18 protein-coding genes, 1 tRNA gene and 2 rRNA genes (1 of these 21 running past the window's edge) are annotated in these 26863 nt (G+C 59.5%); 13 read left to right on the forward strand and 8 right to left on the reverse strand.

What is annotated here, in order from left to right; translation table 11 throughout:
- The 3 genes from NXC14_RS00325 to NXC14_RS00335 all read left to right on the forward strand — a co-directional run.
- Nucleotides 1-2618, forward strand: a 23S ribosomal RNA gene (locus tag NXC14_RS00325); it begins 323 nt to the left of the window's first position.
- Between the two features lie 214 nt (nt 2619-2832).
- A 5S ribosomal RNA gene (gene rrf, locus NXC14_RS00330) occupies nt 2833-2947 on the forward strand.
- A 226-nt stretch (nt 2948-3173) separates the two neighbouring features.
- Nucleotides 3174-3250 (forward strand) — tRNA-Met (locus NXC14_RS00335).
- A gap of 35 nt (nt 3251-3285) precedes the next feature.
- On the opposite strand, the gene NXC14_RS00340 is transcribed toward NXC14_RS00335, so the two are convergent.
- Nucleotides 3286-6735 carry a DEAD/DEAH box helicase gene (locus NXC14_RS00340; protein WP_085776467.1) on the reverse strand — a complete coding sequence of 1150 codons (3450 nt, stop codon included), beginning with the start codon at nt 6733-6735 and terminating at the stop codon, nt 3286-3288.
- Between the two features lie 657 nt (nt 6736-7392).
- Here NXC14_RS00340 and NXC14_RS00350 point away from each other — a divergent pair.
- Nucleotides 7393-8175, forward strand: coding sequence for a response regulator transcription factor (locus NXC14_RS00350; protein WP_085776469.1), 783 nt, complete (start codon nt 7393-7395; stop codon nt 8173-8175).
- A gap of 114 nt (nt 8176-8289) precedes the next feature.
- Here NXC14_RS00350 and NXC14_RS00355 read toward each other — a convergent pair whose 3' ends face one another.
- Entirely contained in the window at nt 8290-8613 is a 324-nt protein-coding gene (locus NXC14_RS00355) for a hypothetical protein (RefSeq protein ID WP_085776470.1), read from the reverse strand.
- Between the two features lie 384 nt (nt 8614-8997).
- On the opposite strand from NXC14_RS00355, the gene NXC14_RS00360 reads away from it, so the two are divergent.
- Genes NXC14_RS00360 through NXC14_RS00380 form a run of 5 tightly spaced genes read left to right on the forward strand, consistent with a single transcriptional unit; the run spans nt 8998 to nt 14393 of the window.
- Nucleotides 8998-10020, forward strand: a complete 1023-nt coding sequence (locus NXC14_RS00360; RefSeq protein ID WP_085776471.1) for a UDP-glucuronic acid decarboxylase family protein — start codon at nt 8998-9000, stop codon at nt 10018-10020.
- A gap of 1 nt (nt 10021) precedes the next feature.
- Nucleotides 10022-11005 (forward strand): UDP-glucose 4-epimerase GalE, encoded by a 984-nt coding sequence (gene galE / locus NXC14_RS00365; RefSeq protein WP_085776472.1) that lies wholly within the window; start codon nt 10022-10024, stop codon nt 11003-11005.
- Nucleotides 11002-12861, forward strand: a complete 1860-nt coding sequence (locus NXC14_RS00370) for a glycosyltransferase family 2 protein (protein WP_085776473.1) — start codon at nt 11002-11004, stop codon at nt 12859-12861. Before galE ends, NXC14_RS00370 begins: the two co-directional genes overlap by 4 nt.
- A 36-nt stretch (nt 12862-12897) precedes the next feature.
- On the forward strand, nt 12898-13425 hold the full coding sequence (locus NXC14_RS00375; RefSeq protein ID WP_085776474.1) for a DUF995 domain-containing protein: 528 nt from the start codon (nt 12898-12900) through the stop codon (nt 13423-13425).
- Entirely contained in the window at nt 13422-14393 is a 972-nt protein-coding gene (locus NXC14_RS00380; protein WP_085776475.1) for a glycosyl hydrolase, read from the forward strand. Before NXC14_RS00375 ends, NXC14_RS00380 begins: the two co-directional genes overlap by 4 nt.
- Before the next feature lie 147 nt (nt 14394-14540).
- On the opposite strand, the gene NXC14_RS00385 is transcribed toward NXC14_RS00380, so the two are convergent.
- The gene (locus NXC14_RS00385; RefSeq protein WP_085776476.1) at nt 14541-15827 is read right to left on the reverse strand and encodes an ABC transporter substrate-binding protein; all 1287 of its coding nucleotides are present in this window, start codon (nt 15825-15827) and stop codon (nt 14541-14543) included.
- 146 nt (nt 15828-15973) lie between these two features.
- Between NXC14_RS00385 and NXC14_RS00390 the strand changes: the two genes are divergently transcribed.
- Genes NXC14_RS00390 through NXC14_RS00400 form a run of 3 tightly spaced genes read left to right on the forward strand, consistent with a single transcriptional unit; the run spans nt 15974 to nt 19875 of the window.
- Nucleotides 15974-17002, forward strand: coding sequence for a LacI family DNA-binding transcriptional regulator (locus NXC14_RS00390; protein ID WP_085776477.1), 1029 nt, complete (start codon nt 15974-15976; stop codon nt 17000-17002).
- A 9-nt stretch (nt 17003-17011) separates the two neighbouring features.
- The gene (locus NXC14_RS00395; RefSeq protein WP_085776478.1) at nt 17012-18868 is read left to right on the forward strand and encodes a DUF2264 domain-containing protein; all 1857 of its coding nucleotides are present in this window, start codon (nt 17012-17014) and stop codon (nt 18866-18868) included.
- On the forward strand, nt 18865-19875 hold the full coding sequence (locus NXC14_RS00400; protein ID WP_085776479.1) for a hydroxyacid dehydrogenase: 1011 nt from the start codon (nt 18865-18867) through the stop codon (nt 19873-19875). Before NXC14_RS00395 ends, NXC14_RS00400 begins: the two co-directional genes overlap by 4 nt.
- 26 nt (nt 19876-19901) lie before the next feature.
- On the opposite strand, the gene NXC14_RS00405 is transcribed toward NXC14_RS00400, so the two are convergent.
- The 5 genes from NXC14_RS00405 to NXC14_RS00425 form a co-directional block, all read right to left on the reverse strand.
- Nucleotides 19902-21179: a Gfo/Idh/MocA family oxidoreductase gene (locus tag NXC14_RS00405; protein WP_085776480.1), complete on the reverse strand. Its 1278-nt coding sequence runs from the start codon at nt 21177-21179 to the stop codon at nt 19902-19904.
- 149 nt (nt 21180-21328) lie between these two features.
- Nucleotides 21329-22159, reverse strand: coding sequence for a sugar phosphate isomerase/epimerase family protein (locus NXC14_RS00410; RefSeq protein ID WP_085776481.1), 831 nt, complete (start codon nt 22157-22159; stop codon nt 21329-21331).
- A gap of 30 nt (nt 22160-22189) precedes the next feature.
- Nucleotides 22190-23353 carry a dihydrodipicolinate synthase family protein gene (locus NXC14_RS00415; RefSeq protein WP_085776482.1) on the reverse strand — a complete coding sequence of 388 codons (1164 nt, stop codon included), beginning with the start codon at nt 23351-23353 and terminating at the stop codon, nt 22190-22192.
- A gap of 3 nt (nt 23354-23356) precedes the next feature.
- A complete protein-coding gene (locus tag NXC14_RS00420; RefSeq protein WP_085776483.1) occupies nt 23357-24505 on the reverse strand; it encodes a Gfo/Idh/MocA family oxidoreductase in 1149 nt (382 codons plus the stop codon).
- A gap of 130 nt (nt 24506-24635) precedes the next feature.
- Entirely contained in the window at nt 24636-25313 is a 678-nt protein-coding gene (locus NXC14_RS00425) for a TetR/AcrR family transcriptional regulator (RefSeq protein ID WP_085776484.1), read from the reverse strand.
- Nucleotides 25314-25575: 262 nt separating this feature from the next.
- Between NXC14_RS00425 and NXC14_RS00430 the strand changes: the two genes are divergently transcribed.
- Nucleotides 25576-26862 (forward strand): extracellular solute-binding protein, encoded by a 1287-nt coding sequence (locus NXC14_RS00430; protein WP_085776485.1) that lies wholly within the window; start codon nt 25576-25578, stop codon nt 26860-26862.
- The last annotated feature ends 1 nt before the right edge of the window (nt 26863 follow it).

A 26863-nucleotide genomic window follows, 5' to 3' on the forward strand; every position in this document is an offset into this window, starting at 1 on the left:
AAGCATTGTGATAAGGTATCTGCACCTGAATACATAGGGTGTAAGAAGCGAACGCAGGGAACTGAAACATCTAAGTACCTGCAGGAAAGGACATCAACCGAGACTCCGCAAGTAGTGGCGAGCGAACGCGGACCAGGCCAGTGGCAATTGTGATTAAAGTGGAACGCTCTGGAAAGTGCGGCCGTAGTGGGTGACAGCCCCGTACGCGTAGATATCACGATTGTCCTAGAGTAGGGCGGGACACGAGAAATCCTGTCTGAACATGGGGAGACCACTCTCCAAGCCTAAGTACTCGTGCATGACCGATAGCGAACAAGTACCGTGAGGGAAAGGTGAAAAGCACCCCGACAAGGGGAGTGAAATAGAACCTGAAACCGGATGCCTACAAACAGTCGGAGCCCGCAAGGGTGACGGCGTACCTTTTGTATAATGGGTCAACGACTTAGTGTAACAAGCAAGCTTAAGCCGGTAGGTGTAGGCGCAGCGAAAGCGAGTCTGAACAGGGCGATATAGTTTGTTGCATTAGACCCGAAACCGAGTGATCTAGCCATGAGCAGGTTGAAGGTTGGGTAACACCAACTGGAGGACCGAACCCGCATCTGTTGCAATAGATTGGGATGACTTGTGGCTAGGGGTGAAAGGCCAATCAAACTCGGAAATAGCTGGTTCTCCGCGAAATCTATTTAGGTAGAGCGTCGAGCGAATACCCCCGGGGGTAGAGCACTGGATGGGCTATGGGGACTCACCGTCTTACTGATCCTAACCAAACTCCGAATACCGGGGAGTACTACTCGGCAGACACACGGCGGGTGCTAACGTCCGTCGTGAAAAGGGCAACAACCCTAACCTCCAGCTAAGGTCCCCAAGTCATGGCTAAGTGGGAAAGGATGTGAGGATCCCAAAACAACCAGGATGTTGGCTTAGAAGCAGCCATCATTTAAAGAAAGCGTAACAGCTCACTGGTCTAAATAAGGGTCTTTGCGCCGAAAATGTAACGGGGCTGAAGCCATGCACCGAAGCTGAGGATGTGTAGCAATACACGTGGTAGCGGAGCGTTCCGTAAGCTGATGAAGGGAGACCCGTGAGGGCTCCTGGAGGTATCGGAAGTGCGAATGTTGACATGAGTAACGATAAAGAGGGTGAGAGACCCTCTCGCCGAAAGACCAAGGGTTCCTGCTTAAAGTTAATCTGAGCAGGGTTAGCCGGCCCCTAAGACGAGGCGGACACGCGTAGTCGATGGGAACCACGTTAATATTCGTGGGCCTGGTGGTAGTGACGGATTGCACAAGTTGTTCTGGTTTATTGGATTATCAGGGCAGCGGAGCGGTTCCAGGAAATAGCTCCACCGTATAGACCGTACCCGAAACCGACACAGGTGGTCAGGTAGAGTATACCAAGGCGCTTGAGAGAACTATGTTGAAGGAACTCGGCAAATTGCACGCGTAACTTCGGAAGAAGCGTGACCCCATTTTAGGCAACTATGATGGGGTGGCACAGACCAGGGGGTAGCGACTGTTTATCAAAAACACAGGGCTCTGCGAAGTCGCAAGACGACGTATAGGGTCTGACGCCTGCCCGGTGCTGGAAGGTTAAGAGGAGAGGTGCAAGCTTTGAATCGAAGCCCCAGTAAACGGCGGCCGTAACTATAACGGTCCTAAGGTAGCGAAATTCCTTGTCGGGTAAGTTCCGACCTGCACGAATGGCGTAACGACTTCCCCGCTGTCTCCAACATAGACTCAGTGAAATTGAATTCCCCGTGAAGATGCGGGGTTCCTGCGGTCAGACGGAAAGACCCCGTGCACCTTTACTATAGCTTTACACTGGCATTCGTGTCGGCATGTGTAGGATAGGTGGTAGGCTTTGAAGCGGGGACGCCAGTTTCCGTGGAGCCATCCTTGAAATACCACCCTTATCGTCATGGATGTCTAACCGCGGCCCGTCATCCGGGTCCGGGACAGTGTATGGTGGGTAGTTTGACTGGGGCGGTCGCCTCCGAAAGAGTAACGGAGGCGCGCGATGGTGGGCTCAGACCGGTCGGAAATCGGTCGTCGAGTGCAATGGCATAAGCCCGCCTGACTGCGAGACTGACAAGTCGAGCAGAGACGAAAGTCGGTCATAGTGATCCGGTGGTCCCGCGTGGAAGGGCCATCGCTCAACGGATAAAAGGTACGCCGGGGATAACAGGCTGATGACCCCCAAGAGTCCATATCGACGGGGTTGTTTGGCACCTCGATGTCGGCTCATCGCATCCTGGGGCTGGAGCAGGTCCCAAGGGTTTGGCTGTTCGCCAATTAAAGCGGTACGTGAGCTGGGTTCAGAACGTCGTGAGACAGTTCGGTCCCTATCTGCCGTGGGTGTAGGAATATTGACAGGATCTGTCCCTAGTACGAGAGGACCGGGATGGACATATCTCTGGTGGACCTGTTGTCCTGCCAAGGGCATAGCAGGGTAGCTATATATGGACGGGATAACCGCTGAAGGCATCTAAGCGGGAAACCCACCTGAAAACGAGTGTTCCCTATCAGAGCCGTGGAAGACGACCACGTTGATAGGCCGGGTGTGGAAGTGCGGCAACGCATGAAGCTTACCGGTACTAATAGCTCGATCGGCTTGATCGTTCTCATTGTTCATGCTCATCAGCCAAAGGCTGATGATGCCTGACCTTGTCCTGACGCGCCAAGGGCGCTGCGGACGGCCCGCGCCACAAAGCGCGACGGCCTCTGGCCTGTATGGGTGCCACAAGCTCCCGCAGCCGGAAAGATCAAAGACGTGTTCAAAACAAAACAGGCTTACGCCTGCCAGCTTCTCAAACAACAAGTTGCGCTTTGCCGACCTGGTGGTTATGGCGGGGTGGCTGCACCCGTTCCCTTTCCGAACACGGCCGTGAAACGCCCCTGCGCCCATGGTACTTCGTCTTAAGACGCGGGAGAGTAGGTCGCTGCCAGGTCTGCCAAACGCAACTCAGTTGATAAAATCTTCTCAATCACAAGCCAACGGCCCAAAGCCGAAACAAAGGGCCGCTCACAAGCGGCCTTTCGTGTTATAATCATTCCGCGGGGTGGAGCAGCCCGTTCGGCCTAAGATCGATCCACCGGATCGATCTCTTAACGGCCTCACCTCGTCAGGCTACGCCTGACATCGCTCCCGGGCTCAGACAGTCCGGAATAAAATAACGCGGGGTGGAGCAGCCCGGTAGCTCGTCAGGCTCATAACCTGAAGGCCGCAGGTTCAAATCCTGCCCCCGCAACCAATCCTTCCATAAACACAACACGCAAAAAGCCCGCCTCATGGCGGGGTTTGCGTTTCTGGGGGAACGTCACAACATGCGTTCAGCGAACGGCGCCGGAGTCCGATCCTCATGTTCAGCTCGTTTCGGGTCAGGAATTCCGCGGGCCGGATCGTCTGCAACGCATTTGCCGCCTCTCTGAAATAGGGAAGCGTTTGCCAGAGCGTGCGGTCGCCGACGATGTAGAAACGGCGCTTGGCGCGCGTCAGCGCCACGTTCAACAGGTTTGGCTTGGATGCGGCCCAGCCGGCCGCTCCGCGATGTTCGGCATCGGCACCGAGAACCATGAAAACGATATCTTCTTCCTTGCCCTGGAAGGTGTGAACCGTACCTACCCGTTCCTGAAGCCATTTCTGTAGTTTCGCTGGAGATCCGCGCGCATATCCGTCTTGGTCGATCCAGACCGCATGAGAAAGAGCCCGTCTCAAACCGGTCTTGATCTCCTTGAACGGCGAGATGATGTAGATGTCCGGCAATGCACCGTCCCGGTGATAAGTCGCGGCGAGGAGGTCGACGATGAAGTCTATCTGCTCGGCAACGACCTGTTTGCCCGAGACCTTGCCCTTGACGTCGATCCAGGCGCTGTCGCCATAAAAGGGCGATGCGTCGCCGGCCGGCCGGCGCTCTTCCAGCCCGAAGATCATCTTGTTCCGATAGGCGATCTGATTGGCAAGGCTGAACATCGGATCGATGCAGCGTCGATGCACTCTGAGCGGGCTGCCGATCCAGAGCCCATCCGCCTCCTCGCCCTGAAGCGTCGTTCCGTAGCGATTGGCCGCATCGGCCAGCATCTGCACAGACGCCCTGTTCGGCGAATATTGGCCTGCCGCCGTGTGCGGTGAAAGAGCCGAAGCGCCTGAAATCAGCGCGCTGGGGAGCGTGAAAACCGGTTCGATCTGCAAGGGATCGCCGATCACCATGACGCGACGTGCCCGCATCAACGCCCCGACCGCCGCCTGCGGCACCGCCTGGCCGGCTTCATCGATGAAGACCCAGCCGATCGAGCCGGGCCCAAGCCCGCGGAACTGCTTGGCAAAAGACGCGAATGTCGTGGAGACGATCGGAACGATCATGAAAAGGCTCTGCCAGATCGATGCAATGTGCTTGTCATCGACGGGATTGTTGTTGGAAAGCACTTTGGTGACGGCAACGATATTTCCGCCAAAACCTCCGCCCTTCCTGCCGACATCGGCCAACCAAGCTTCATGCAGCGTCAACGCTGCTTCCAGCAATGCCGAACGCAGAGCCGCCAGTTCGTCCTGATGCCAGAGGCCGTCGATCTGCACCTGATCCTCATCGAGATCGGTGAGACGCTCCGGTGCGGCGGGATGATCGAGAATTTCCCCCAGCCGCTCGAGTTCCTCTTTTTTCGCAGACCAGATTTTCTGTCGTGACCGCAGTGCCCGTTCGGCCCGGTCATGCTCTCGCAAAGCCCGTTCCAATGTGGGTTTATCGGTTTTCGCAAGCTGATCTTCGCATTCGGCCAGCGCCTTGCGCAGTTCCAGCTGCTTCCGCGCATTGGCGATGACTTCCTGGCGATGCTGCCGGGCCGGGTTGGTCGAGAGCACTCTCCTCCATCTCGCAGGGGCGCTGCGGTCGAGCAGCTGTTCCTCCTCCTTCAGATAAGACAAACCGTCGGCGATGCGGCGCATTTCGGTCGCCAGCATGTCGCATCGATTCTGCGCATGCAAAACTTCGTCCGCGGCGACAGCCACCCTCTCGAGCGCTTCGCGGCAGAATGCATCCTGCGAAACGGGCGCTATCTCATCACGCAGATCGGCATAGCGCGCATATTGGCTGATCTTTTCGCGAACCATCTCGTCGGCGGCATGAAAAGCCGATGCCGCTTCAGCGAAGCTTGGCCCCTCATAGCTCTTCAACCATTCCCAGATGGTCTGCGGCTTTGCTGCGCCCGACCAGCCGGGCATCGGTCTTTCGGCGATCTCCATGAAGGCGAAACGTTCTTTGAAGGCCCGGCGGTTCCTGGAATTGCCGAGCGCGCAGGCGATCAACCCCCATGGGCGGTCGCCGTCAGGGAGCTTGACGACCGCTCCGTTGTCTTTCTGGCAGGCGATCTTGTGTGCAACCGTCTGCAAATATTGAAAGGAAGACGTGCTCGCGATCGAGCTCCGCTTGGGAAGGTCGCGCGAAATATTCTCCACGGCGGCATTGTTAGAGGAGGCGACGACCATTTCGAATCCGGCAAGGGCTGGGATCAGCGCCGATATGGAGGCGGTGCTCCGATCCGTAAAACCGACACGGCGTGGCGAGCCGTCAAGGGCGTCGCGCGCCGTCGTCAGTGAGGAGAGCACCCGGGCGCGCCGAACGATGTTGTCCGCGAACATGTCACGCAGCAGCGTGGTCTTTCCGGTGCCCGGCGGGCCGTTGACCGAGAATAATCCCGTTTCCGACAGGCCGCCGATCGCCGCATTGATCGCGAACTGTTGCATGAGGCTCATTGCGAGATGAGGCTCGCTCAGCCAGCGTCCACGGTTGAGATTGCGGGGATGCAGCGCCCGAATGATCGCCCGGCGTCCTTCTTCCGAATAAAGGTCGACCCGATTTTCATCTGCCGGCGGGTTGAGGTACCGCCGGAGCGGCTCCGGGACATTGCCCTGCTTGACGCAGATCATCGCCCGTTCGATATCCTCGATAAAGAAGCTGTTCAGAATGCCAATGTCTTCATCAAGGCTGGCACTTTCGTCTTCCTCATCGGCGTTGGGTGCATGATCCTCCTGTTGAGGCGGCAACGAGATGAGCTCGGGTCTTTCCGACCTGTCGCGGTAGCGTATTTCAACGGCGGCGATGGGCTTTTCCTGGCGTGAGGCAAAACCTGCCCAATCGCAGAGCAATTCATGCAGCGCCACGATTTCGCCGGCATCGATCGGCTGATCGGTGGCAGCCTCGAAGGATGAAGACCCCAGCTGTCGCTGCGCCTGAAAGTTTTGAAGCAATTCCAACAGCTGCCGCTTGCCGTTGGCAAATGCCTCATGGCTGAGCGAGGAGAGACCGGTTTTCCGTACCCGTCCGAGGGCCCACGGAAGCGTCGAGACGGAAAATGTTTCGAACATCGGCTGTCCGAGCGGAGTAAGCTGCAGGCTGGCAAAGCAGGTATCGCCATCGAGATCGCTGCGTTCGGCATCCTCACACTCGGCGATGTCGACCGCATCGTTATCGAAGTGCCTGCGGACGTCGGAGATCTCGGATTTGCTGAAAACGCCGAGGAATAAGGTAAAGCCGGTGATCTGCTTCTCCTCGGGTATGACAGGACGGCTGAGTGCAGCGCTGTCCTGCAAGAGCGTCTCTGCATGCAGCCAGAAAATGGTCCGTCCTTCGCCGGAGACGAGGCGACTGGAGAGATCATAAGGTATGAAAAACTCGATCTTATGCCAGAAATCGAGAATGGCCAGAAGCCGTTCCCGTTCTGCCCTGTCCGCATCGATCTGCATGACGTCTCGCTGAGGAGTGCAAAATAGGCTCACGCCTCTTTAGCAGCGATTGCAGCTCAAAATCAAAGAGCATGGTATGATGCGCCTGGTCGGGTGCATTTCAACAGCCGCGCAGGTGCGCCAGTGCAGACGCCGCGCCTTCTTCATCTTGCTGGTGCCCGCTGTTCCAGCGCACGAGGGTCTCTGGACGATATCAGCCTCTGCGATGCGCTGCCCTGGCGACCGACCGGACACGTTCGAGCGCAGCGCTGGCCTTGCAGAGATCACGGCCCGGCATAAGCAGCCGGGAATGCGAGGCTTTGCCCAGGAGTGACCGGGTTGAGTGACAACTTGCGAGTCTCGTAATCATCAGGGGCGGGCGATAAAATATTACAATTTGTACTGAAATATTACATTTACTGAATTATCTATAGTGGGGGCAAATATAACCTCGGAGTATAAGGGTGAGCAAAAATACAACCGATACGTAGTATCTTATTGTTTCTCGCTCCCTAAAACTAATCACTTTGGGCCATTTCCTTCCTTCTCAATCCGTATTAACATAATTAAGAAATGTCTAAAGAAAAAGGCGATGACACAATAAGACCGGCATTTCATACTATCTTATACCTGCCATCGCTTCATGTTGAGTAAAGTGTACCGCTAGGGGAGGCGTATATGTTCATGACAGGTTCAGGAATGGAGAATGCGGACCAGACGAGAAAGTCTAGCCCATCCGGAGATACTATCCTTGTAGTAGCCAAGGCTGATCTGTTTTCAGAATGCATGGTGGAGGCGCTGGCAAAGAAATTTCCAAATTGCGATGTGCCAAGCATAACGAACGCAACTCCGATGCTGGCAAAGGATAGCAGCGATATAAAGCTGGTTTTATTTTACCATATACCTACGCCGGAGTTGCAAGAAGCGCTGCAGGCGGTCAGGGAAAATCATCCGGAAACCTCGATCGGACTTGTCGTCGAAGCCATCGACATGATGGAGCCCTATGTCAGCCGTTTGGTCGAGGCACGGATCATCGACGGTGTCCTGCCGCTTAATCTTCGGCTTGATGTCTTCATGGCCGCGGTGGATCTGCTGATGAAGGGCGGGGAGCATTTTCCCTCGGCGCTTCTCAACCGCCTCACCAATAAGGGGACCCAACTGGAGCCCTCACTTTATCAGACCAAGTCGGTTGATGCCGCCCGCAACAATGCGCTCAAGCTGAGACGCGACAGCATCTCCGCCTTGACGACCCGGGAGGTTCAGATCCTGGATCTCATCTGCAAGGGGACGCAGAACAAGATTATTGCCGACAAGCTGCATCTTTCCGAAAACACGGTGAAGGTTCACGTCCGCAACATCTATAAGAAGATGAACGTGCGAAACCGTACGGAAGCAGCGTCTCGCTTTTTCAACGACCATCCGGTCGGCGATGACGACATGTCCAGCCGGTGGCGCAACTGATCGATAGCGCCGCGCTTTTTCAGGCCCGCAAAGAACGCTATCACACTTTGAGTTGCGCTTGGGTCTATTCTTAAATCGATTCCGATTTAATGAATAGGCAGCGGCGCTTTTGCTTCAGGTCGAGCGACGGGCAAAGCAGCGCGACTTCTGTCCGAAGCCGCTTGGAGAGCAGATATAGGGCGCGGACCCGTGATAGGCGACGATGCGGGCTCGTGCCGCAACAGGCCGAACGGTTCGATTTTCCGGGTAGGTGTAAGCCTTCGAAACGGGTCGCGTCTCGACGACGATAACATTCTTTTTCCCGATAGCGGCCATGTCGTCGTCAACGACCGCACAAGCCGTCGCTCCGATCGCAAGAAGCGTCGCTCCCCCCGCAAGCATCGCAAAATGAAATGGACGCCAGCCTTTCGGCTGGGCTGTGGCGCGATTTTTGAACATGCCAAATCCCTCGCATAGGACGCTTCCGGATTCAAGACCGGTGGCGCAGCCCTGCGCAGCCGACCTCTCCTTCTTCTATCCCATCTTTATTGAGCAAAGTTTGAGCAACCGCGTGTTTCCCGTCTTACGTGAAAAAATAAGTAAAATGATTAATCATTTGTTACTCTGAAGAACAACTGCGTAATTATTTGGGATATTTTATGTTTTTTGAAGTTGACCTTGATAACAATCGCCTTATTATTTCAATAGTAAACGGGTTAACTAAAGAATAACCTCGAACTTATTCATGCATTGGTACGCAATTGCATGAATATCCACCCGAATAAGGTGAGACGTAAGCCGCGTAAATAATACAAAAGACTAAAGCGTGGGGAGGAGTTTGTAATGCGTAGTTTCGTTCCCGACGAAGGCTATTCTGAAGTAAAGAACATAGCGGTGCTCAAGAATCTGGGCACCGCTCTTGTAAATGGCGGAGCCGGCTTTCTTGGCTCGCATCTCTGCGAAAGGCTTCTGCTAAGCGGCCACAGCGTCATATGCCTCGACAACTTTTCCACCGGCCGCCGTGCAAATGTCGAGCATCTCGCATCGAACCCCCGCTTTCGCATCATCGAGCACGATGTGCGTCAGCCCTTCGATATCGAAGCGTCGCTGATCTTCAACTTCGCCTCTCCTGCCTCTCCGCCCGACTATCAACGGGACCCGGTGGGCACCTTGCTTACCAGCGTACTCGGCGCCGTTAACACCTTGGATTGTGCGCGCAAGACCGGCGCGATCGTCGTTCAGTCGTCGACGTCGGAAGTCTATGGCGACCCGACCCAGATCCCGCAACGCGAATCCTATTGCGGCAATGTCAACTCCATCGGGCCGCGAGCCTGCTACGATGAGGGAAAACGCAGTGCCGAAACCCTGTTTTTCGACTACCACAGGACCTACGGCGTCGACATAAAGGTCGGCCGCATCTTCAACACCTACGGGCCCCGCATGCGCGCCGATGACGGGCGGGTGGTCTCCAACTTCATCGTGCAGGCCCTGCGCAACGCCGACCTGACCATCTACGGCGACGGCCAGCAGACTCGCTCTTTCTGCTATGTCGATGATCTCATCGAAGGTTTTCTGCGCTTCTCGGCAGCCGGCAGCGCATGCCACGGTCCGATCAATCTCGGCAACCCGGGCGAGTTCACCGTTCGACGCCTGGCGGAAATCGTCCGGGACCTCACAAATTCGCGTTCCCGCATCGTTCACCTTCCGGCTGTCGTCGACGATCCACGCCAGCGGCGGCCGGATATCTCACGGGCGATGACGGAACTGGCATGGCAGCCTCATATCGAGCTCGAAGCCGGCCTTGCGCGCACCGTCGAATATTTCGACGGCCTGCTTGCCGGGACGGAACAGGCGGAGGCCGTATGAGATGCCCCGCCATATACTCGTCACCGGCGGCGCCGGTTTCATAGGCAGTCATATCTGCAAAACGCTGTCGCGCGCCGGGATGATCCCCGTTACCTACGACAATCTCTCGACCGGACATGCCGACAGCGTCCGCTGGGGCCCGCTCGTCCGCGGGGAACTCGGCGACGCCGCTGCGCTGCGCCGGACGATGGCCGAATTTTCGCCCGATTGCGTCATCCATTGCAGCGCCAATGCCTATGTCGGCGAATCCGTCGACATGCCGCGGAAATATTACCGCAACAATGTCGTCGGCAGTCTCACGCTGCTCGAGGCCTGTCTCGACCAGGAAATCGACAAGATCGTTTTTTCCAGCAGTTGCGCCACCTATGGCGTTCCCGCCTCGTTGCCGATACGGGAGGAAAGTCTGCAGCAGCCGGTCAATCCTTATGGCCGCACCAAGCTGATCTTCGAGATGGCGCTCGAGGATTTTGCCGCTGCCTATGGCATCCGCTTCGCTGCATTGCGTTATTTCAACGCGGCCGGCGCCGATCCGGAGGGTGAGCTTGCCGAGCGTCACGAGCCCGAGACACATCTTATCCCCCGCGCCCTTCTTGCTGCCGCCGGCAGACTGGACCGGCTCGATGTCTTCGGAACCGATTATGCAACCGAGGACGGAACCTGCGTTCGCGACTATATCCATGTCAGCGATCTCGCACAGGCACATTTGGCCGCCGTCAACCACCTGATCGCAGACGGCGCCTCGCTCAGCGTCAATCTTGGTTCCGGCCGTGGCACGTCAGTGCGCGAGATCATCGACGCGGTCTATCGCGCCAGCGGCCGCGAAGTCCCCGTCCGTTATCGCGCCCGCCGCCCCGGAGACCCGCCGATCCTCTTTGCCAATACGGCACGGGCGAAGGCAGAGCTCGGCTTCGTGCCGGCTCTTTCCGATCTCGACACGATCATCCGCACGGCCGGCCCGACCTTCGGGCTGGAGGTGACGGCATGAGCCTGGTTTCGGAGATCGATCACAGGGTCAGGACGGCGAAAGCTGCTGCGGACCCATTCAACCCCGTGTTCACAGGGTGGAATCGTGTCGCCTATGGTTTCGGCATCCTCTGCTGGCTGGCGGCGCTCGGCTATTTCTGGATCTGGTGGTGTCAGTCCGCCCATATCATTTCCTGGCCAGCCTTCGTGCTCGTCACCGCCGTGCTTGCCTGGATTACGCTTGTCCCCGCCTATTTCATCATGATCTTCCTCGATGCAAGAACGATCAGCTCGCGCGCCCGGCTGCCGGAAGGACGCGTGGCGATGGTCGTCACCAAGGCGCCGTCCGAACCCTTTGCCGTCGTCCGCGCCACGCTTCAGGCGATGCTAGATCAGACTGGTGTCGAGTTCGATGTCTGGCTAGCCGACGAGGATCCGTCCGCGGAAACCAGACGCTGGTGCGCCGAGCACGGCGTGCTGATATCGACGCGGAAGGGCGTGGCGGAGTATCACCGCACGACCTGGCCGCGCCGGACGCGGTGCAAGGAAGGCAATCTTGCTTATTTCTACGACCATTTCGGCTATGCGCGTTACGATTTCGTCGCCCAGTTCGATGCCGATCATGTGCCGACACCGACATATCTCCGTGAAGTCCTGCGCCCTTTCGCCGATCCTGCCGTTGGCTATGTTTCCGCACCCAGCATCTGTGATGCGAATGCCGCGGAGAGTTGGGTCGCGCGCGGCAGGCTCTACGCAGAGGCAAGTCTGCACGGCTCGCTGCAGACCGGTTACAACAATGGTTGGGCGCCCCTTTGCATCGGCTCCCACTATGCGGTCCGCACAACAGCCCTTCGCCAGATCGGCGGCCTTGGCCCCGAGCTTGCCGAAGATCATTCGACGACGCTGATGATGAACGCCGGCGGCTGGCGCGGCGTCCACGCGATCGATGCGATCGCTCATGGCGACGGCCCGGCGAATTTCGTCGATCTCGCCGTGCAGGAATTCCAGTGGTCGCGCAGCCTCGTCACCATCCTGCTGCAATATTCCCGCCGCTACGTCATCAATCTGCCCTGGCGGCTGAAATTCCAGTTCGTCTTTTCGCAGCTGTGGTATCCGCTCTTTTCCGCCGTCATGGCAGTGATGTTCCTGCTGCCGGTTGCCGCCTTGCTGACGGGCCAGGTCTTCGTCAACGTGACCTATCCGGATTTTCTGCTGCATTTCGCGCCGATGTCGATCGTGCTGATGCTCTTTGCTTTCTTCTGGCGGGCCACGGGAACCTTCCGGCCGCAGGACGCGAAACTGTTTGGCTGGGAAGGGCTCGCCTTCGTCTTTCTGCGCTGGCCATGGTCGCTGGCCGGCAGCCTGGCGGCTATTCGCGACCATTTCTCCGGTTCTTTCGTCGACTTTCGCATCACCCCGAAGGGAAGGCAGCAGCAGCAGTCTTTGCCGCTGCGCGTCGTTGCGCCCTATCTTGCTCTCGCGGGGCTTTGCGCCGCGGCCATGGTGTTCGCCGGCGAGGCCGCTGCCGCTCAGGGCTTTTATCTTTTCGCTGCGATGAACCTCGCGCTCTATCTGTCGCTGACCGTGCTGATCGTCGTTCGCCATGCGATCGAGAACGGCCTGCCGCTGCTGCCGCAATCGCGCGGCCTCTGGCTTGCGACGGCTACGGGTTTGGCGATCTGTGTCACCGGCGGCATGCAGGCGGGCACCCACGGCCTGCGCGGCCTCGAAGCCCTTTCCCATGGCCAGACGCTCATCAGTTTCAGCCAATCGCAATTTGCCGTCGCCGGGGCCGGTCACGGCAAGACCAGGACCGTGAAGTTTCGCCTCAGGTGGAATGGATACGGAAACACCGGGCGGGACCAACAGGGTGTATGAACCGGCCAACCGGGACGTGTCGAGGAGGAGCATATAATGAGCATCGAATCGAGACTATATGGCGCAGCCCTGGCTCTCAGCCTGTGTCTGCCGTTGGCGGCGCACGCTGCCGAGGCCGCTGAGAAGAATCCGCCGACGCCGCTCAGCGCCTATGAACTCTACCGCATCTACGGTGACAAGACCTGGACCTGGGATACCGGCGGCGGTCGTTTCTTCGATGAAGGACGGCGGTTCGTGGCCTGGACCAACGACAAGGGCAAGCAGTCCTTCGCCGAAGGCAGATGGGTGGTCGACGATCTCGGTCAGCTCTGCATGCGCGCGACCTGGACGAACGCCGAGGGAGCAGCGCGTGCCAGCACCTGTTTCGGTCATCGCAAGATCGGCAACACGATCTACCAGCGCCGCCAGCCGGACGGCAATTGGTACATCTTCCGCCATTCTTCTGTGCGCCAGGATGACGAATTCCGCAAGCTCGTCTCCGCAGATACCGTCAGCGCCAAGGCGTATGAACTGAAGCAGTTTCTGCTGAATCAGGAAATAGCCCGAAAGGAGGGTGAGCCATGAAGAAGCTGACGAAAAATCACCTCTCGACCGCCGCGATCGCGCTGCTGCTGTTGTGCGTTGCGGAGTTGCCGGGCCGAAGCGAGGTGCAATATGCGGGCATTGCGCCGAACCCGGCGGCGAGCGCGCGGACGATCATCGACAAACGCCCGGTCGTTCACGCCGACGGCATCAAGTTCGGTGCCTACGACCCACATGGGGATTTCGGCGCCCAGGCCAATGTCTCGACTGAAGCCCTGTTCCTGCCGTGGGAAGACGTTGACCTGGAGACGCTGCGCGTTGCGGATGCCTATGCGTTGGCCAGGGGCCGCAACCTGCTGATAACGGTGGAGCCTTGGTCCTGGGACGTTGAACGGCGGCTGACTTCTGGCGAGCTTCGCGCAAAGGTTCTGCGCGGCGACTACGATGTCAACATGCGGGCGATCGCGCAGATGATATCCCAGCTGAAAAGCCCCGTGATCATCCGCTGGGGACAGGAAATGGAAGACAAATCCGGGCGGTTTTCGTGGGCCGGCTGGAACCCGCAAGACTTCATCGCCGCCTACAGACGCATGATGGACATCGTTCGCGACGAGGCGCCCGGCACCGAGACAATGTGGTCGCCGAAGGGTGTGCCCGGCTTGCAGGACTATTATCCCGGCGACGATTATGTCGATCTCATCGGGCTCTCGGTTTTCGGGCTGGAGCGCTACGACGAGCTTGCCTACAACAAGCACCGGACCTTCTCAGAAGCGCTGAAGCAGGGCTATGATCTCGTCGCCGCCTATGGAAAGCCCATCTGGGTCGCAGAGCTCGGCTACGAAGGCGGCGACGCCTATATGAGGCCGTGGATCGAAACCGCGACGTTGAAACAGAGCGCCTTCCCGAACCTTCAGGAAGTGGTCTATTTCAATGATCAGGAGGTGCATGTCTGGCCGTTCAATCTCGGCCGGCCTGACTGGCGCGTGGTGAAAAGCCTGGCCGCCAACTAAGCGCCATGTCGCGCATGCCGCGGTTTGCGAGGGCGAGGTTGGAAGAAGCAAGCTGAAGCACGCAATTAAAGTCCACACGCGCTTCAGCCGGGCGTCAGAGAAGCCCGCCGGCGTCTGCGGGCCTCTCCTTTCATATCGGGCAAGCGATCATCCCTTAAGCGTTGCCTTACCCTCTTCGACGAGCCGGGTCGCTGCGTCGGCGGGCGAAGTCCGCTCGAAGGCGAGTTCGTCGCAGATCGGGCGCAGCACGCGTTGGTCGAATTGGGTCGCACCCATCGGCACCGGCGGCGGATATTCACCGACCTGATCCTTGAGCATGTTGACGTATTTGACCGTTTCCTGCTCTGTCGGGTTCAGCTGCGGCAGAATGGCTTCACGCACGGCTGGCGACATCGGCACGCCGCGCTCAACGCCGAGAATCTTGCCGGCTTCGATGTCGTTGACGAAGAAGTCGATGAATTTCGCGGCCGCTTCGCCATGCTTTGTGGTCGCGCCGATACTCCAGATCAGCGCCGGGCGATAATAATGTCCGGAAGGGCCGCCCTTCTTTTCGCGCGGCAGCATGGTGATGCCGAGTTTGTTCTTGATGATCAGCTGATAGCCGATCATCTGGTTGGAATAGGCCATGCCGATCACCGATTTGCCGAGACCGAGGCAATTGGTGTCAATGGTGTTCTGATCGAGCGTCTGGACGTCGGCGGCAACGGTGCCCCCCGCCTTGCGCAGCTTCTCCCAATAGTCGAACCACTCCCTGGCATCATCGGCCGCGAAGCCGAGCCCGACGCTTTCCTTGGCAAAGACGCTTTTGCCGCGCTGGCGCAGCCACGCGTCGAACACATAGTTGTAACGCGCCCCATAGGGGCCACCGCCCTTGCCCGAGGACTTGGCGAGTTCCACGGCAAGCTTGGCATATTCATCCCAGGTAAGATCTGTCGTCGGCAGCGGAATGCCCGCCTTTTCGAATTCGACCGTGTCGAAGAACATCGAAAACGAGTTGAGGCCGAGGCCGACACCATAGAGTTTGCCGTCGACGGTGGTCAGTTTCAGCATGTCGGGGCCGAAGCTGTCGACCTTGAGCGTCGAGGGGACGAATTCGTCGAGCGGCAGGCAGGCGCCGCGCTTGGAATAATCGGAGATTGTTCCCGGCTCGAGCTGCAAAACGTCCGGAATGGCCCGGCCGGCCATCTGCGTGGCGAGCTTCGTCCAGTAGCCTTCGCCGGAAAGCGATTCGCCGACGATCGTAACGCCGGGTGTCTTCGACTGATAGAGCTTGGCGACATCGAGCGTGCGTTTGGCACGGTCGTTGGATCCCCACCACATGGCGCGCAGCTGCGCCTCCTCGGCAAAGGCCGGGATAGCGCTTCCCGCGCCAAAGGCGAAGCCGGCGGCGGCGCCGGCCGAACTCACTAGGAATGAACGGCGATTGAGATGCATCATATTCCTCCTTGTTCCCAATATGTCCTCTGCCATCCTCCAACGGCGTGCCGGGACACTCGCCGGATAGAGTACGCAAAAATATTTCTATTGCAAGAATTAATCAATATCTTGCAAATTTGCATTGTTTGCATAATGTTTGCTGTATGAACGAGCATAAAACCAAGCGGCCGCGCCAGGCCGACATAGCCACTCTGGCCGGCGTCTCCGTCTCCACGGTGTCGCGCGTGCTTGCCAATGAGCCGGGCATCAGCGAAAGCGTCCGCCGTCATATCTTGAAGGTTGCGGCTGACCACGGTTATCCCGTTAGGCCTACCGCCGAGGCCGTTGCCGGCGGGCTGGCGCTGATCGCCAGCGACGGCATCACGGGCGGGCTCAGCGTCTTCTACGAATCGATTGTCGACGGCTTGCGCACTGGAGCCGCCGAGGCGGGAATGCCATTTGAAATTCGCCTAGCCCGCGAGGATCGTATCACGCCGGATGCCGTACGTGATTATATGCGGGCTGCGGAGGCCGAGGGCCTCTTTCTCGTCGGCATCGATCCCAACGAAGCCTTGCGCGACTGGCTGCAGGCCAGCACAACACCGACCGTGCTTGTCAACGGCACTGATCCCAGGATGCAGTTCGACGGTGTTTCTCCGGCTAACTTCTTTGGTGCCTTCGAAGCCACCAGTCGGCTGACAAGCGCTGGCCACCGCCGCATCCTGCATCTGAGCGGTTCTCACCGCCATACGATTCGGGAACGCATTCGCGGCTTCGAGGCGGCGGTCGCCGCCGTCCCCGGCGCCGAAGGGCGATTCGTTTCGCTCGCGCTCCAGGGCAGCGCAAGCCGCGAGGCTCATGAAAGCACGGCGGCGGTCCTTGCCGAGAATGCCGGCTTCACAGCGGCCTTCTGCATGAATGATTTCATTGCCGTTGGCGTTCTCGAAGCTGTCACTGAGGCCGGCCTGCGGGTGCCGGAGGATTTCGCGATCATCGGCTTTGATGATCTGCCCTGCGCATTGATGACCAATCCGCGGCTTTCCACCATGCGCGTCGATCGTGCCGCTCTCGGGCGGGAAGCCGTATCCCTGATGCTGTCCCGATTCCGCAACAGGACAGCGGCTGCGCGCCAGATCTGCCAGGCGGTCATTCCCGTTCCGGGGGGGACCGTTGCCAATGCCGAGAACCAGTAAGAGGTGTCGATGACTTACGATCCCGCCAGCGCCAATCCGCTTGCCGGCAATCCGCTTGAAACCCGCGCCGATATGAGCCGCGCGCTACTTGCTCTCTTCGATCCGCTGCTTCCCTGTTTTTCCAAGGGCAATGCCCGCGTCAGGCTCAGTGGCGCCGCCGCCCATTTCGACCGGGCAGCCGCCGATCTCGAGGGCTTTGCCCGGCCGCTCTGGGGCTTGGCGCCTTTTGGCGCCGGCGGCGGCGACTTCGCCCATTGGCATCGTTTTGCCGAAGGTATAGCAAACGGCACCGACCCTGCGCATCCCGAATATTGGGGAACAGTCAATGGCCGGGATCAGCGGATGGTCGAGCTTGCTGCCCTCGGCTTTGCCCTGGCGCTGGTGCCGGAAGAGATCTGGGAGCCGCTCGATTCGCGCGCCCGCAGCAATGTCGTCGCCTATCTCAAACATGCCAGGCAGTTTGACTATGCTGGTAACAACTGGAAATTTTTCCGTATCTTCGTCGATATCGCCCTCGATCGTCTCGGCGCCGAATTCGACCGCAGCCTGACGCGGCAATATCTGCAGGAACTCGAAGGCTTCTATATCGGCGACGGCTGGTATCGCGACGGCAACGTGCGCCGCATCGACCATTACATCCCCTTCGCCATGCATTTTTATGGCCTGATCTATTCGAAGCTCGTCGATGACGATTACGCCAAGCGCTACCGCGAGCGCGCCGTCCTTTTCGCCCGGGATTTCCGCCACTGGTTTGCCGCCGACGGGGCGACGATTCCGTTCGGCCGCAGCCTGACTTATCGTTTTGCCTGCGCCGGCTTCTGGTCAGCGCTCGCCTTTGCCGATGTCGAGGCTTTGCCCTGGGGTGAGGTCAAGCATCTCTGCCTGCAGCATCTGCGCTGGTGGAGGGACAAGCCGATTGCCGACCGCGACGGCGTGCTGTCGATCGGTTTCGGCTATCCAAACCTCTTGATGTCGGAGAGCTATAATTCCGCCGGCTCGCCCTATTGGGCCTTGAAGGCTTTTCTGCCGCTTGCGATCTCGGAGGACCACCCCTTCTGGACCGCTGAAGAAAAGGCACCGGAGCAGACGTCGGCAGTCGTTCCCCAGCGCCATCCCGGCATGGTGATCATGCGGGCGGGCAGCGATGTCGTCGCATTGTCTTCCGGCCAGGAAAACCTGCAGATGCGTTTCGGCACGGAAAAATACGCGAAATTCGCCTATTCCACCCGCTATGGCTTCAGCGTCGAATCCGATGAGCGCGGCTTTGCCCTCGCCGCCTTCGATTCGATGCTGGCTTTCAGCGAAGACGGCCTGCACTACCGCGTGCGAGAGACGAATGAAGAGGCAAAACTCGCGGGCGACGTGCTTTATGCGAAATGGTCACCTTCCCCCGATGTCAGCGTCGAGAGCTGGCTCGCGCCCGCGGCCCCCTGGCATATCCGCCTCCACCGGATCAGGGCGGCCCGGCCGCTGAGGGTCGCCGAAGGCGGCTTCGCCATCGCCCGCCGGGATTTCGAGCTGGACACGCTGTCTGCTTCGGATGGCGCTGCCTATGCGATCGGCGAAGCCGATTTCACCGGCATTCTCGACTTGGGATCGTCGATCAAACGCGCCGGACTCGCGCAGAAGGCCCAGCCCAATACCAATGTAATCGTCGCCAAGACCATCGTGCCGCAACTGCGCGGTCAGATCCCGGCAGGTGAGACCATCCTGGTCACGGCGGTGCTGGCGCTCGAAGATCCCGCTGCCGTTTCCTCGGCCTGGGCGCGGCCGCCGAAAGCGCCTGATATTACGGCGCTGGAGGCGCTGGTGCGGGAAAAGGGCGTAACCGTCAGCGCCATCGAAGCACCGGGTCAGATGCCATGAGCCGCCCGGCCATCGTCCTTGCCATGGAACCGTCGCGCACGGAACATGTCCTGCCCGACGAGATCCTGCACCGGCTCGACACGCTCGGCCGTCTGCTCGATCTCGAGCCGCTGCAGCGGCTGGACGACGCGCGGGCAAGACGCCTGCTTCCAGAAGCGGAGATCCTGATCACCGGCTGGGGAGCGCCCTATATCGGCTCTGAAATTCTCGCCGCTGCGCCGCGGCTTCGTCTCGTCGTCCATGCGGCGGGCACGGTGAAGGGCATCATCGACGAGGCCATCTTCGAAGCCGGTATAGCGGTGAGCCACGCGGCCGAGGCCAATGCGGTGCCCGTTGCCGAATTCACGCTCGCCGCGATCCTCTTTGCCGGCAAACGCGCCTTCCGTTTCCGCGACCTTTACGTCGGCGACCGTAACCGTGATCGGACCTATCCGATGCAGCGGGAGGCAATCGGCAATTATGGCCGCACCCTCGGCATTATAGGCGCCTCGCGGATCGGCCGGCGGGTGATCGAACTCCTGAGACCCTTCGACTACAGGGTGCTGCTGTTCGATCCAATGCTCGGAGCGGCCGAAGCAGCCGGACTGGGAGCGGAAAAGGTCGATCTCGACGAGTTGATGCGGCGCGCGGATATCGTTTCCCTGCACGCGCCATCACTGCCGTCGACGCGGCATATGATCGATGCGCGAAGACTGTCGCTGATGAAGGATGGGGCAACGCTCATCAACACCGCGCGCGGCATTCTCATCGATGAGGCCGCCCTGCTGTCGGAGCTGAAAACCGGCCGCATCGACGCGGTCATCGACGTCACCGATCCGGAAATTCCGGAGGCGGGTTCGATCTTCTACGATCTTCCGAATGTTTTCCTGACACCGCATATTGCCGGCGCCATCGGCCTGGAACGGGCGCGTCTCGGCGCGATGGCGGCGGACGAGGTCGAGCGTTTTACAACAGGCCGGCCGTTGCTCTACCAGATCCGCCGGCACGATCTCGAAAACATCGCCTGACGCGCGCCATCACGCTGGCCATGCGGTCAGCGCGGTGTTCTCAACGAATTAGGCGAACCGTCATTGGCGAGCTCGGGCATCAGTTCGGCGATATCGACCACCTTGCCGGTGCGCGAGCTCGTCAGCGCGGCAATGCCGCAGAGCACGGACATGGCGCCCGCCCGTGTGCCGGCGCGCTGGCTGAGCCGATCTTCTATGTCAGGCTTGAAGATCATGTTGCGCATCCGGTCGTCGCCGCCGTAATGGCCGCCTGTGAAATGCGGCACGACGATGCGCTCCACCGCCTCCTTCCCATTCGGGAAATTGCGAATGAGAAGGATCGTGTCTTCCTTCGGCACTTCCCAAGGCTGAGCCTCATGCTGGCGAAGCTCGATGCGTCCCTTGGTACCGTTGAAGGCGAGGTGATGGCCCTCGATCGGCTGGAAGGTATTCAGCGAATAGGAGACATGGACGTTGTTGCGGTAGCGGATGGACACGACCATCGTGTCGGGGATGTCAATATCCTCGCGGAAGACGCAGCCGTCCCGGAAATAGCCGTCGATCTTCGAAGGATCCTCGTAGAGCTGATCGAGGAACGGATCCTTTTCGAGATCGAGATAGTAGTCGCATTCCTGCGCATGCGGACAGAGCTTGCAGCGTGGCCCGCGAAAAGGACCCTTGCGACCGTAGTTCTGCAGATCGGCGAAAGAGGTGACTGCCTCGGGATCGCTGTCGAGATACCAGTTCAGCAGATCGAAATGATGGGTGGCCTTGTGAACGAACAGGCTGCCGGAATTTTCCGTATAGGCATGCCAGCGGCGGAAGTAGTCGGCGCCGTGCTTGGTGTTGAGATACCAGTGAAAATCGACCGAGGTCACCCGGCCGATCTCGCCGGCATTCAGAAGCTCCTTGATCTTCGCAGCTGTCGGCGCATAGCGATAGTTGAAGGAGACGTCGACTCGTCGGCCGGTGCGCTTCTCGGCGTCGAGAATCCGGCGGATTTTCTCGATCGAGGTGGTCATCGGCTTCTCGGTGATGACGTCGATGCCGGATTCCAGCGCCCGCACGATGATATCGTCATGTGTATGGTCGGGCGTGCAGACGATGGCGAGATCCGGCCTCTGCTCGGCAAGCATGGAATCGATGTTGTCATAGAGCGGCGCATTGCTGCCGATCATGGTGCGGGCGCGCTCGCCGCGAAGCGCGTTCTTTTCGACGATGGCTGTGAGATCGACATGCTCGCGCCAGCCGGCAAGCAGGTCCTTGCCCCACATGGTGGTGCCGCGGTTACCGGTGCCGATCAGGGCAAAACGGCGTTTCTCCATCGAATGACTCCTCTTTCATACGTGATGAAACAATGGGATTTCAGAGCAATTCCAGCAAAAGTGTGCAGCGGTTTTTGCGTCCGGAATTGCGTAAAAACGAAGAGATAGAGCATTTTCGTGTTTCGAAGAAAAACGGAAATGCTCAAGAATCAGATCTGGCAGCAGCTCCGGAAGCGCTCGACGCAAGTGGCGATCACCTCGTCGGCCGGACGCTTCCACCAGTCTTCGGCCGAAAAGATCTCCACTTCCTGCTCGCCGAAGAAACCGGCGGCTTCGATCATCCGTCTTATGCCCTTCAGGTCGATGACGCCATCGCCCATCATGCCGCGGTCGAGTAGCATGTCCTTCGTCGGCGCCAACCAGTCGCAGATGTGATGGGCGAAGATGCGTTTCATGCGTCCGGCGCGGGCAATCTGGTTGGCAAGATCGGGATCCCACCAGACATGGTAGACGTCGATCGCAACGCCGACATCCTCGCCGAGCGGCTCGCACATGTCGAGCGCCTGGCCGAGCGTGTTCACGCAGGCCCGGTCGGCGGCATACATCGGGTGCAGCGGCTCGATCGCAAGTTTCACGCCGACAGCCTGCGCATGCGGCAGCACGGCGGCAATGCCGTCGAATACCATTTGACGAGCCGTGACGATATCTTTCGAAGCACCCGGCAGGCCGCCGACGACGAGCACGAGGCAATCGGCGGAAAAGGCCGCCGCCTCGTCGATGGCCCGTCTGTTGTTATCGAGGTTCTTCTGCCAGTCGGCCTCGGTTGCCGCCGGAAAGAAGCCGCCGCGGCAAAGGCCGGTCAGTTTGATGCCGTTCGACTTGACGATCCGCACTGCTTCGTCGAGACCCGCCTTGGCGACCTGGTCGCGCCAGGGTGCAATCGATGTGATGCCGTGCTTCAGGCAGATATCGACGGCTTCGGCAAAGCCGCATTGCTCGCGGATCGTCGCCAGATTGATCGAAAGTCCTTCGACCTGCATGTCATTTCTCTCCCATTGCCGCACCGGCACTCAGTGAACGCCGTGGACGGCAAGCACCTGTTTCATGCGATCAGTCGCGAGTTCCGGATCGGCAAGAACACGGGCCTTGTCGGCCAGGCGGAAAAGTTCAGCCAAATGCGTCAGCGAACGCGTGCTCTGCTGGCCGCCAACCATCGTGAAATGATCCTGCAACCCGTTGAGATAGGCGAGGAAGACGACACCGGTCTTGTAGAAGCGGGTCGGCGCCTTGAAGATGTGGCGCGATAGCGGCACGGTCGGCTCCAGCAGATCGAAGAACTCGTGGTTGCTCTTGCGGCCGAGCGCGTCGAGAGCGGCCGAAGCCGCCGGCGCAATCGCGTCGAAGACGCCGAGCAGCGCGTCCGAATGGCCCTCTTCGTCGCCGGCGATCAGTTCGGCATAATTGAAGTCGTCGCCGGTATACATGCGCACCGCTTTCGGCAATTGCCGGCGCATGGTCACTTCCTTCTCCTTGGAAAGCAGCGAGATCTTGATGCCGTCGACCTTGGCGGCATTGGCTTCGATCACCTGCAGACACGTTTCCATTGCCTTCAGGTGATCGCCGTTGCCCCAGTATCCCTCGAGCGCCGGGTCGAACATTTCTCCCAGCCAATGGATGATGACGGGTTCCTTGACCTGGCGAAGGATGCGGTCATAGACCCTGACGTAATCGTCCGGTCCCTTTGCCGCGACGGCAAGCGCCCGGCTTGCCATCAGGATGATGCGTCCGCCGGCCGCCTCCACCGTTTCGATCTGCTCTTCATAGGCCTTGATGATCGTGTCGACGGTCACGTCGGGACTAGGCGACAGATGATCGGTGCCGGCGCCGCAGGCGATCAATGCGTCCTTACGGCCAGCCGCTTCGGCAAGCGCCCGGCGGATGAGGTCGCGCGCCTCAGGCCAGCCGAGACCCATGCCGCGCTGCGCCGTATCCATCGCTTCGGCAACGCCGAGACCGAGATCCCAGAGTCGGTGGCGGAAGGCCAGCGTCCGCTCCCAGTCGATCGCCGGCGTCAGCCAGGGATCGTTGTCGGCAAGCGGATCGGCGACCACATGGGCGGCGGCAAATGCGATGCGCGGGAAGCTTTTGGCGTCCCGCTTCTTCAGTTCGATCGGCGTGCCGGTCAGTGTGTAGGGAACGATCTTGCCGTCGAGGGGGAGATTGATCGTCGTCACGGCTCAGAACTCCAGTACGGGAACGTCGAGCCAGCGGCGCTCGGCCCAGGATTTCAGACCGAGCTCGGCGAGCTGCACACCCTTGGCGCCGGCTTCCAGCCCATAGGGCCACGGCGCATCTTCGACGACATGGCGGATGAACATTTCCCACTGCGCCTTGAAGCCGTTGTCGAAGGACTGCGTATCGGGAACCTCGTCCCAGGTCCTGTAGAAGTCGATTGTCTGCGGCTGATCGGGGTTCCACACCGGCTTCGGCGTGTTGACGCGATGCTGGCTCCAGCATTTCGTCAGGCCGGCGACGGCAGAACCATGGGTGCCGTCGACCTGGAAGGTGACGAGATCGTCGCGGCGCACGCGCACCGCCCAGGAAGAGTTGATCTGCGCGATCGCTCCGCCCTCCAGTTCGAAGGTCGCATAGGCGGCATCGTCCGTGTCGCAATCATAGGGCCTGCCCTGCTCGTCGATGCGCCGGGGAATATGGGTGGCGCCGAGGCAGGAGACAGCCTTTACTTCGCCGAACAGGTTGTCGAGCACGTAGCGCCAGTGGCAGAGCATGTCGAGGATGATGCCGCCGCCGTCGCCCTTGCGGTAGTTCCAGGAGGGGCGCTGGGCGGGTACGCCCCAATCGCCTTCGAAAACCCAGTAGCCGAATTCGCCGCGCACCGAAAGGATCTTGCCGAAAAAGCCGGAATCCTTCAGCAGCGCCAGCTTGCGCAGGCCCGGCAGGAAAAGCTTGTCCTGCACGACGCCGTGCTTGAGACCGGAGCGCCGTGCCTTGCGGGCGAGATCGATGGCCACCTGCAGATCGTCGGAAATCGGCTTTTCGCAATAGACGTGCTTGCCGGCGTCCAGAGCCTTGGACAGAAGCTCGGCGCGCATCAGCGTCGTGCCGGCATCGAAGAAGATCGTGTCGTCGGAATTGGCGAGCGCAGCATCGAGATCGGTCGACCAGCGTTTGATGTTATGCTTCTTCGCCAGCTCTTCCATCTTGGCGCTGTTGCGGCCGACGATGATCGGGTCGATCTCGAGTTTCTCGCCCGATTTCAGCGTGATGCCGCCCTGGTCGCGGAAGGCCAGGATTGAGCGCACCAAGTGCTGGTTGTAACCCATGCGGCCGGTGACGCCGTGCAAGATGATCCCCAAGCGTGCCATGTTTTCCTCCCTGCAATCTTTTGCGGTGGGAGCGGGCGTCCTGGCCCGGCCCTCCCAAGCCGGTAACTAAACGGTTACTTGATGGCAGAAGAGCGGCGAGCCTGTCAATAGTCAAATCCTGCTTTCGGTATCAGCGCCGGATCGAGGCAAGGGTGACATGGACGATATGCCTCTCCCAGGCACTGAGATTGGCCGGCTCGACTAGGTCGCGGCCGAAGATCGTCGAAAGCGTGTACTGGTTGGAAAGGTAGAAATAACCCAGCGAGGCAATCGTCAGATAGACGTGCAGGGGATCGGCCGTCTCGATGAAGACGCCTTGTTTCTTTCCCTTCTCGAGCACTTGGGAAAGCTCGCCGATCAGATGCGAATGCAGCTCCTTGAGCCGGACGGATTGGCGCAGCCACCGGGCGCGGTGCAGGTTTTCGGTGCCGAGCAGGCTCAGGAATTCCGGGTGCTGGAGGAAATAACGCCAGGTGAAGAGCGCGAGTTCGCCGATGCCTTCTTCGGGGCTGCGGTCGCCGATATGCAGCGCGCGCTCGGCCGTGCGGATGCCGACATAGGCCTCTTCGAGCACCTTGAGGTAGAGCTGCTCCTTGTCGCCGAAATAATGGTAGAGCATGCGTTTGTTGGTGCCGGCGCGTTCGGCGATGGCGTCGACACGGGCTCCGCCCATGCCGTTTTCGGCAAATTCCCGGGTTGCCGCTTCAAGGATCGCGGCGCGCGTCCGCTCCGGATCGCGTTGCGCCGTCCGCTCCGTGGACGGTCGCCGCGTCTGTTTCTTGTCCCTGTTTCCCCCGCTGTCGTTCATCGCTCCACCCCTGTCTTCACGTGTTGTGCTCATAAGCCTTCGGTTCGAAATTGTAAAAACCGAATTTGGAAGGGCGGCCCGCTGGAGCGGAATGCTGAAAGCATGATGTCGCCGTGACCTCTAGCGCTTTCGGCATCATGCTCTGACCGACACCGCTTGACAGGCTTGCCGCTTTGCTCGTAGCTTGTAACCAATTAGTTATTTGCGCAAGCAAAACTAAATTGGAAGCGTGTGGAGGCGCTTCCGTTTGGAGGAGGAAAAAATGACTCTACGTGTTAGCAGACGTAATTTCGTTGCAGGAAGCGCAGCGCTTCTGTCGCTCTCGGCGCTCGGAACCAGCGCCTTGGCACAGGAAACGCGCTTGCGTCTCCTATGGTGGGGCTCGCAGCCTCGCGCCGACCGCACCAACAAGGTGTCGCAACTCTATCAATCGAAGAATCCGGGCACCTCGATTACCGGCGAATTCCTTGGCTGGGGCGATTACTGGCCGCGTCTGGCGACCCAGGTTGCCGGCCGCAATGCGCCCGACGTCATTCAGATGGACTATCGCTACATCGTTCAATACGCCCGGCGCGGCGCGCTCGCGCCGCTCGAATCCTACATGCCGGCCAAGCTCAATCTCGACGATTTCGACAAGGCGCAGATCGAAGGGGGCAGTGTCGACGGCCATCTCTATGGAGTCAGCCTGGGCGCCAATTCGGCTGCAACGGTGCTGAACACAACGGCCTTCAAAGAGGCCGGCGTCGATCTGCCGACGCAGGCGACCACCTGGGATGAATTCGCCCGCATGGGTGCGGAAATTACGAAGGCGGGCAAACGCAAGGGCATGTTCGGCCTCGCCGACGGCAGCGGCGGTGAACCGCTGTTCGAAAACTGGCTGCGCCAGCGCGGCAAGGCGCTCTATACCGCCGACGGCAAGATCGCCTTCGACGTGGACGACGCATCGGAATGGTACGACATGTGGGCCAAGTTCCGTGCGGCCGGCGCCTGCGTACCTGCCGATATCCAGGCTCTCGACAAGAACGATATCGAAACCAACACGGTGTCGCTCGGCAAGGCTGCCGCCGGTTTTGCCCATTCCAACCAGTTCGTCGCCTATCAGGCCATGAACAAGGACAAGCTGGCGCTCACCAACTACATGCGCATCAAGCCGGATTCGAAGGGCGGCCATTATCGCAAGCCTTCGATGTTCTTCTCGGTCTCGGCGCAGTCGAAGTCGATCGATCAGGCGGTTGATTACATCAACTTCTTCGTCAAGAACCCCGAGGCTGTGCTGCTACTGGATGTCGAGCGCGGCATTCCGGAATCGGCCGCCATGCGCGAGGTCGTTGCGGCGAAGCTCGATGACAACGGCAAGGTGGCCTTGGCCTATGTCAGCGGCCTTGGCGATCTCGCTGGCAAATTGCCGCCGCCGCCCCCCGCCGGCGCCGGCGAAGGCGAGTTGATGCTGCGCAACATTGCCGAACAGGTCGGTTTCGGACAGCTCTCTCCCTCCGACGGCGGCAAGCAGCTTGTCACTGAAATTACGCAGATTCTCGCACGAGGCTGAT

It is taken from the genome of Rhizobium sp. NXC14 (assembly GCF_002117485.1).
Lineage (GTDB): Bacteria > Pseudomonadota > Alphaproteobacteria > Rhizobiales > Rhizobiaceae > Rhizobium.

Bases quoted from the DNA above. Each gene is read 5' to 3' on its own strand.
- NXC14_RS00420 (WP_085776483.1), bottom strand. From the start codon at position 24,505: ATGGCACGCTTGGGGATCATCTTGCACGGCGTCACCGGCCGCATGGGT.
- NXC14_RS00370 (WP_085776473.1), top strand. From the start codon at position 11,002: ATGAGCCTGGTTTCGGAGATCGATCACAGGGTCAGGACGGCGAAAGCT.
- NXC14_RS00340 (WP_085776467.1), bottom strand. From the start codon at position 6,735: ATGCAGATCGATGCGGACAGGGCAGAACGGGAACGGCTTCTGGCCATT.
- galE (WP_085776472.1), top strand. From the start codon at position 10,022: ATGCCCCGCCATATACTCGTCACCGGCGGCGCCGGTTTCATAGGCAGT.
- NXC14_RS00410 (WP_085776481.1), bottom strand. From the start codon at position 22,159: ATGCAGGTCGAAGGACTTTCGATCAATCTGGCGACGATCCGCGAGCAA.
- NXC14_RS00385 (WP_085776476.1), bottom strand. From the start codon at position 15,827: ATGCATCTCAATCGCCGTTCATTCCTAGTGAGTTCGGCCGGCGCCGCC.
- NXC14_RS00425 (WP_085776484.1), bottom strand. From the start codon at position 25,313: ATGAACGACAGCGGGGGAAACAGGGACAAGAAACAGACGCGGCGACCG.
- NXC14_RS00395 (WP_085776478.1), top strand. From the start codon at position 17,012: ATGACTTACGATCCCGCCAGCGCCAATCCGCTTGCCGGCAATCCGCTT.
- NXC14_RS00405 (WP_085776480.1), bottom strand. From the start codon at position 21,179: ATGGAGAAACGCCGTTTTGCCCTGATCGGCACCGGTAACCGCGGCACC.
- NXC14_RS00350 (WP_085776469.1), top strand. From the start codon at position 7,393: ATGTTCATGACAGGTTCAGGAATGGAGAATGCGGACCAGACGAGAAAG.
- NXC14_RS00430 (WP_085776485.1), top strand. From the start codon at position 25,576: ATGACTCTACGTGTTAGCAGACGTAATTTCGTTGCAGGAAGCGCAGCG.
- NXC14_RS00380 (WP_085776475.1), top strand. From the start codon at position 13,422: ATGAAGAAGCTGACGAAAAATCACCTCTCGACCGCCGCGATCGCGCTG.
- NXC14_RS00360 (WP_085776471.1), top strand. From the start codon at position 8,998: ATGCGTAGTTTCGTTCCCGACGAAGGCTATTCTGAAGTAAAGAACATA.
- NXC14_RS00375 (WP_085776474.1), top strand. From the start codon at position 12,898: ATGAGCATCGAATCGAGACTATATGGCGCAGCCCTGGCTCTCAGCCTG.
- NXC14_RS00390 (WP_085776477.1), top strand. From the start codon at position 15,974: ATGAACGAGCATAAAACCAAGCGGCCGCGCCAGGCCGACATAGCCACT.
- NXC14_RS00400 (WP_085776479.1), top strand. From the start codon at position 18,865: ATGAGCCGCCCGGCCATCGTCCTTGCCATGGAACCGTCGCGCACGGAA.
- NXC14_RS00355 (WP_085776470.1), bottom strand. From the start codon at position 8,613: ATGTTCAAAAATCGCGCCACAGCCCAGCCGAAAGGCTGGCGTCCATTT.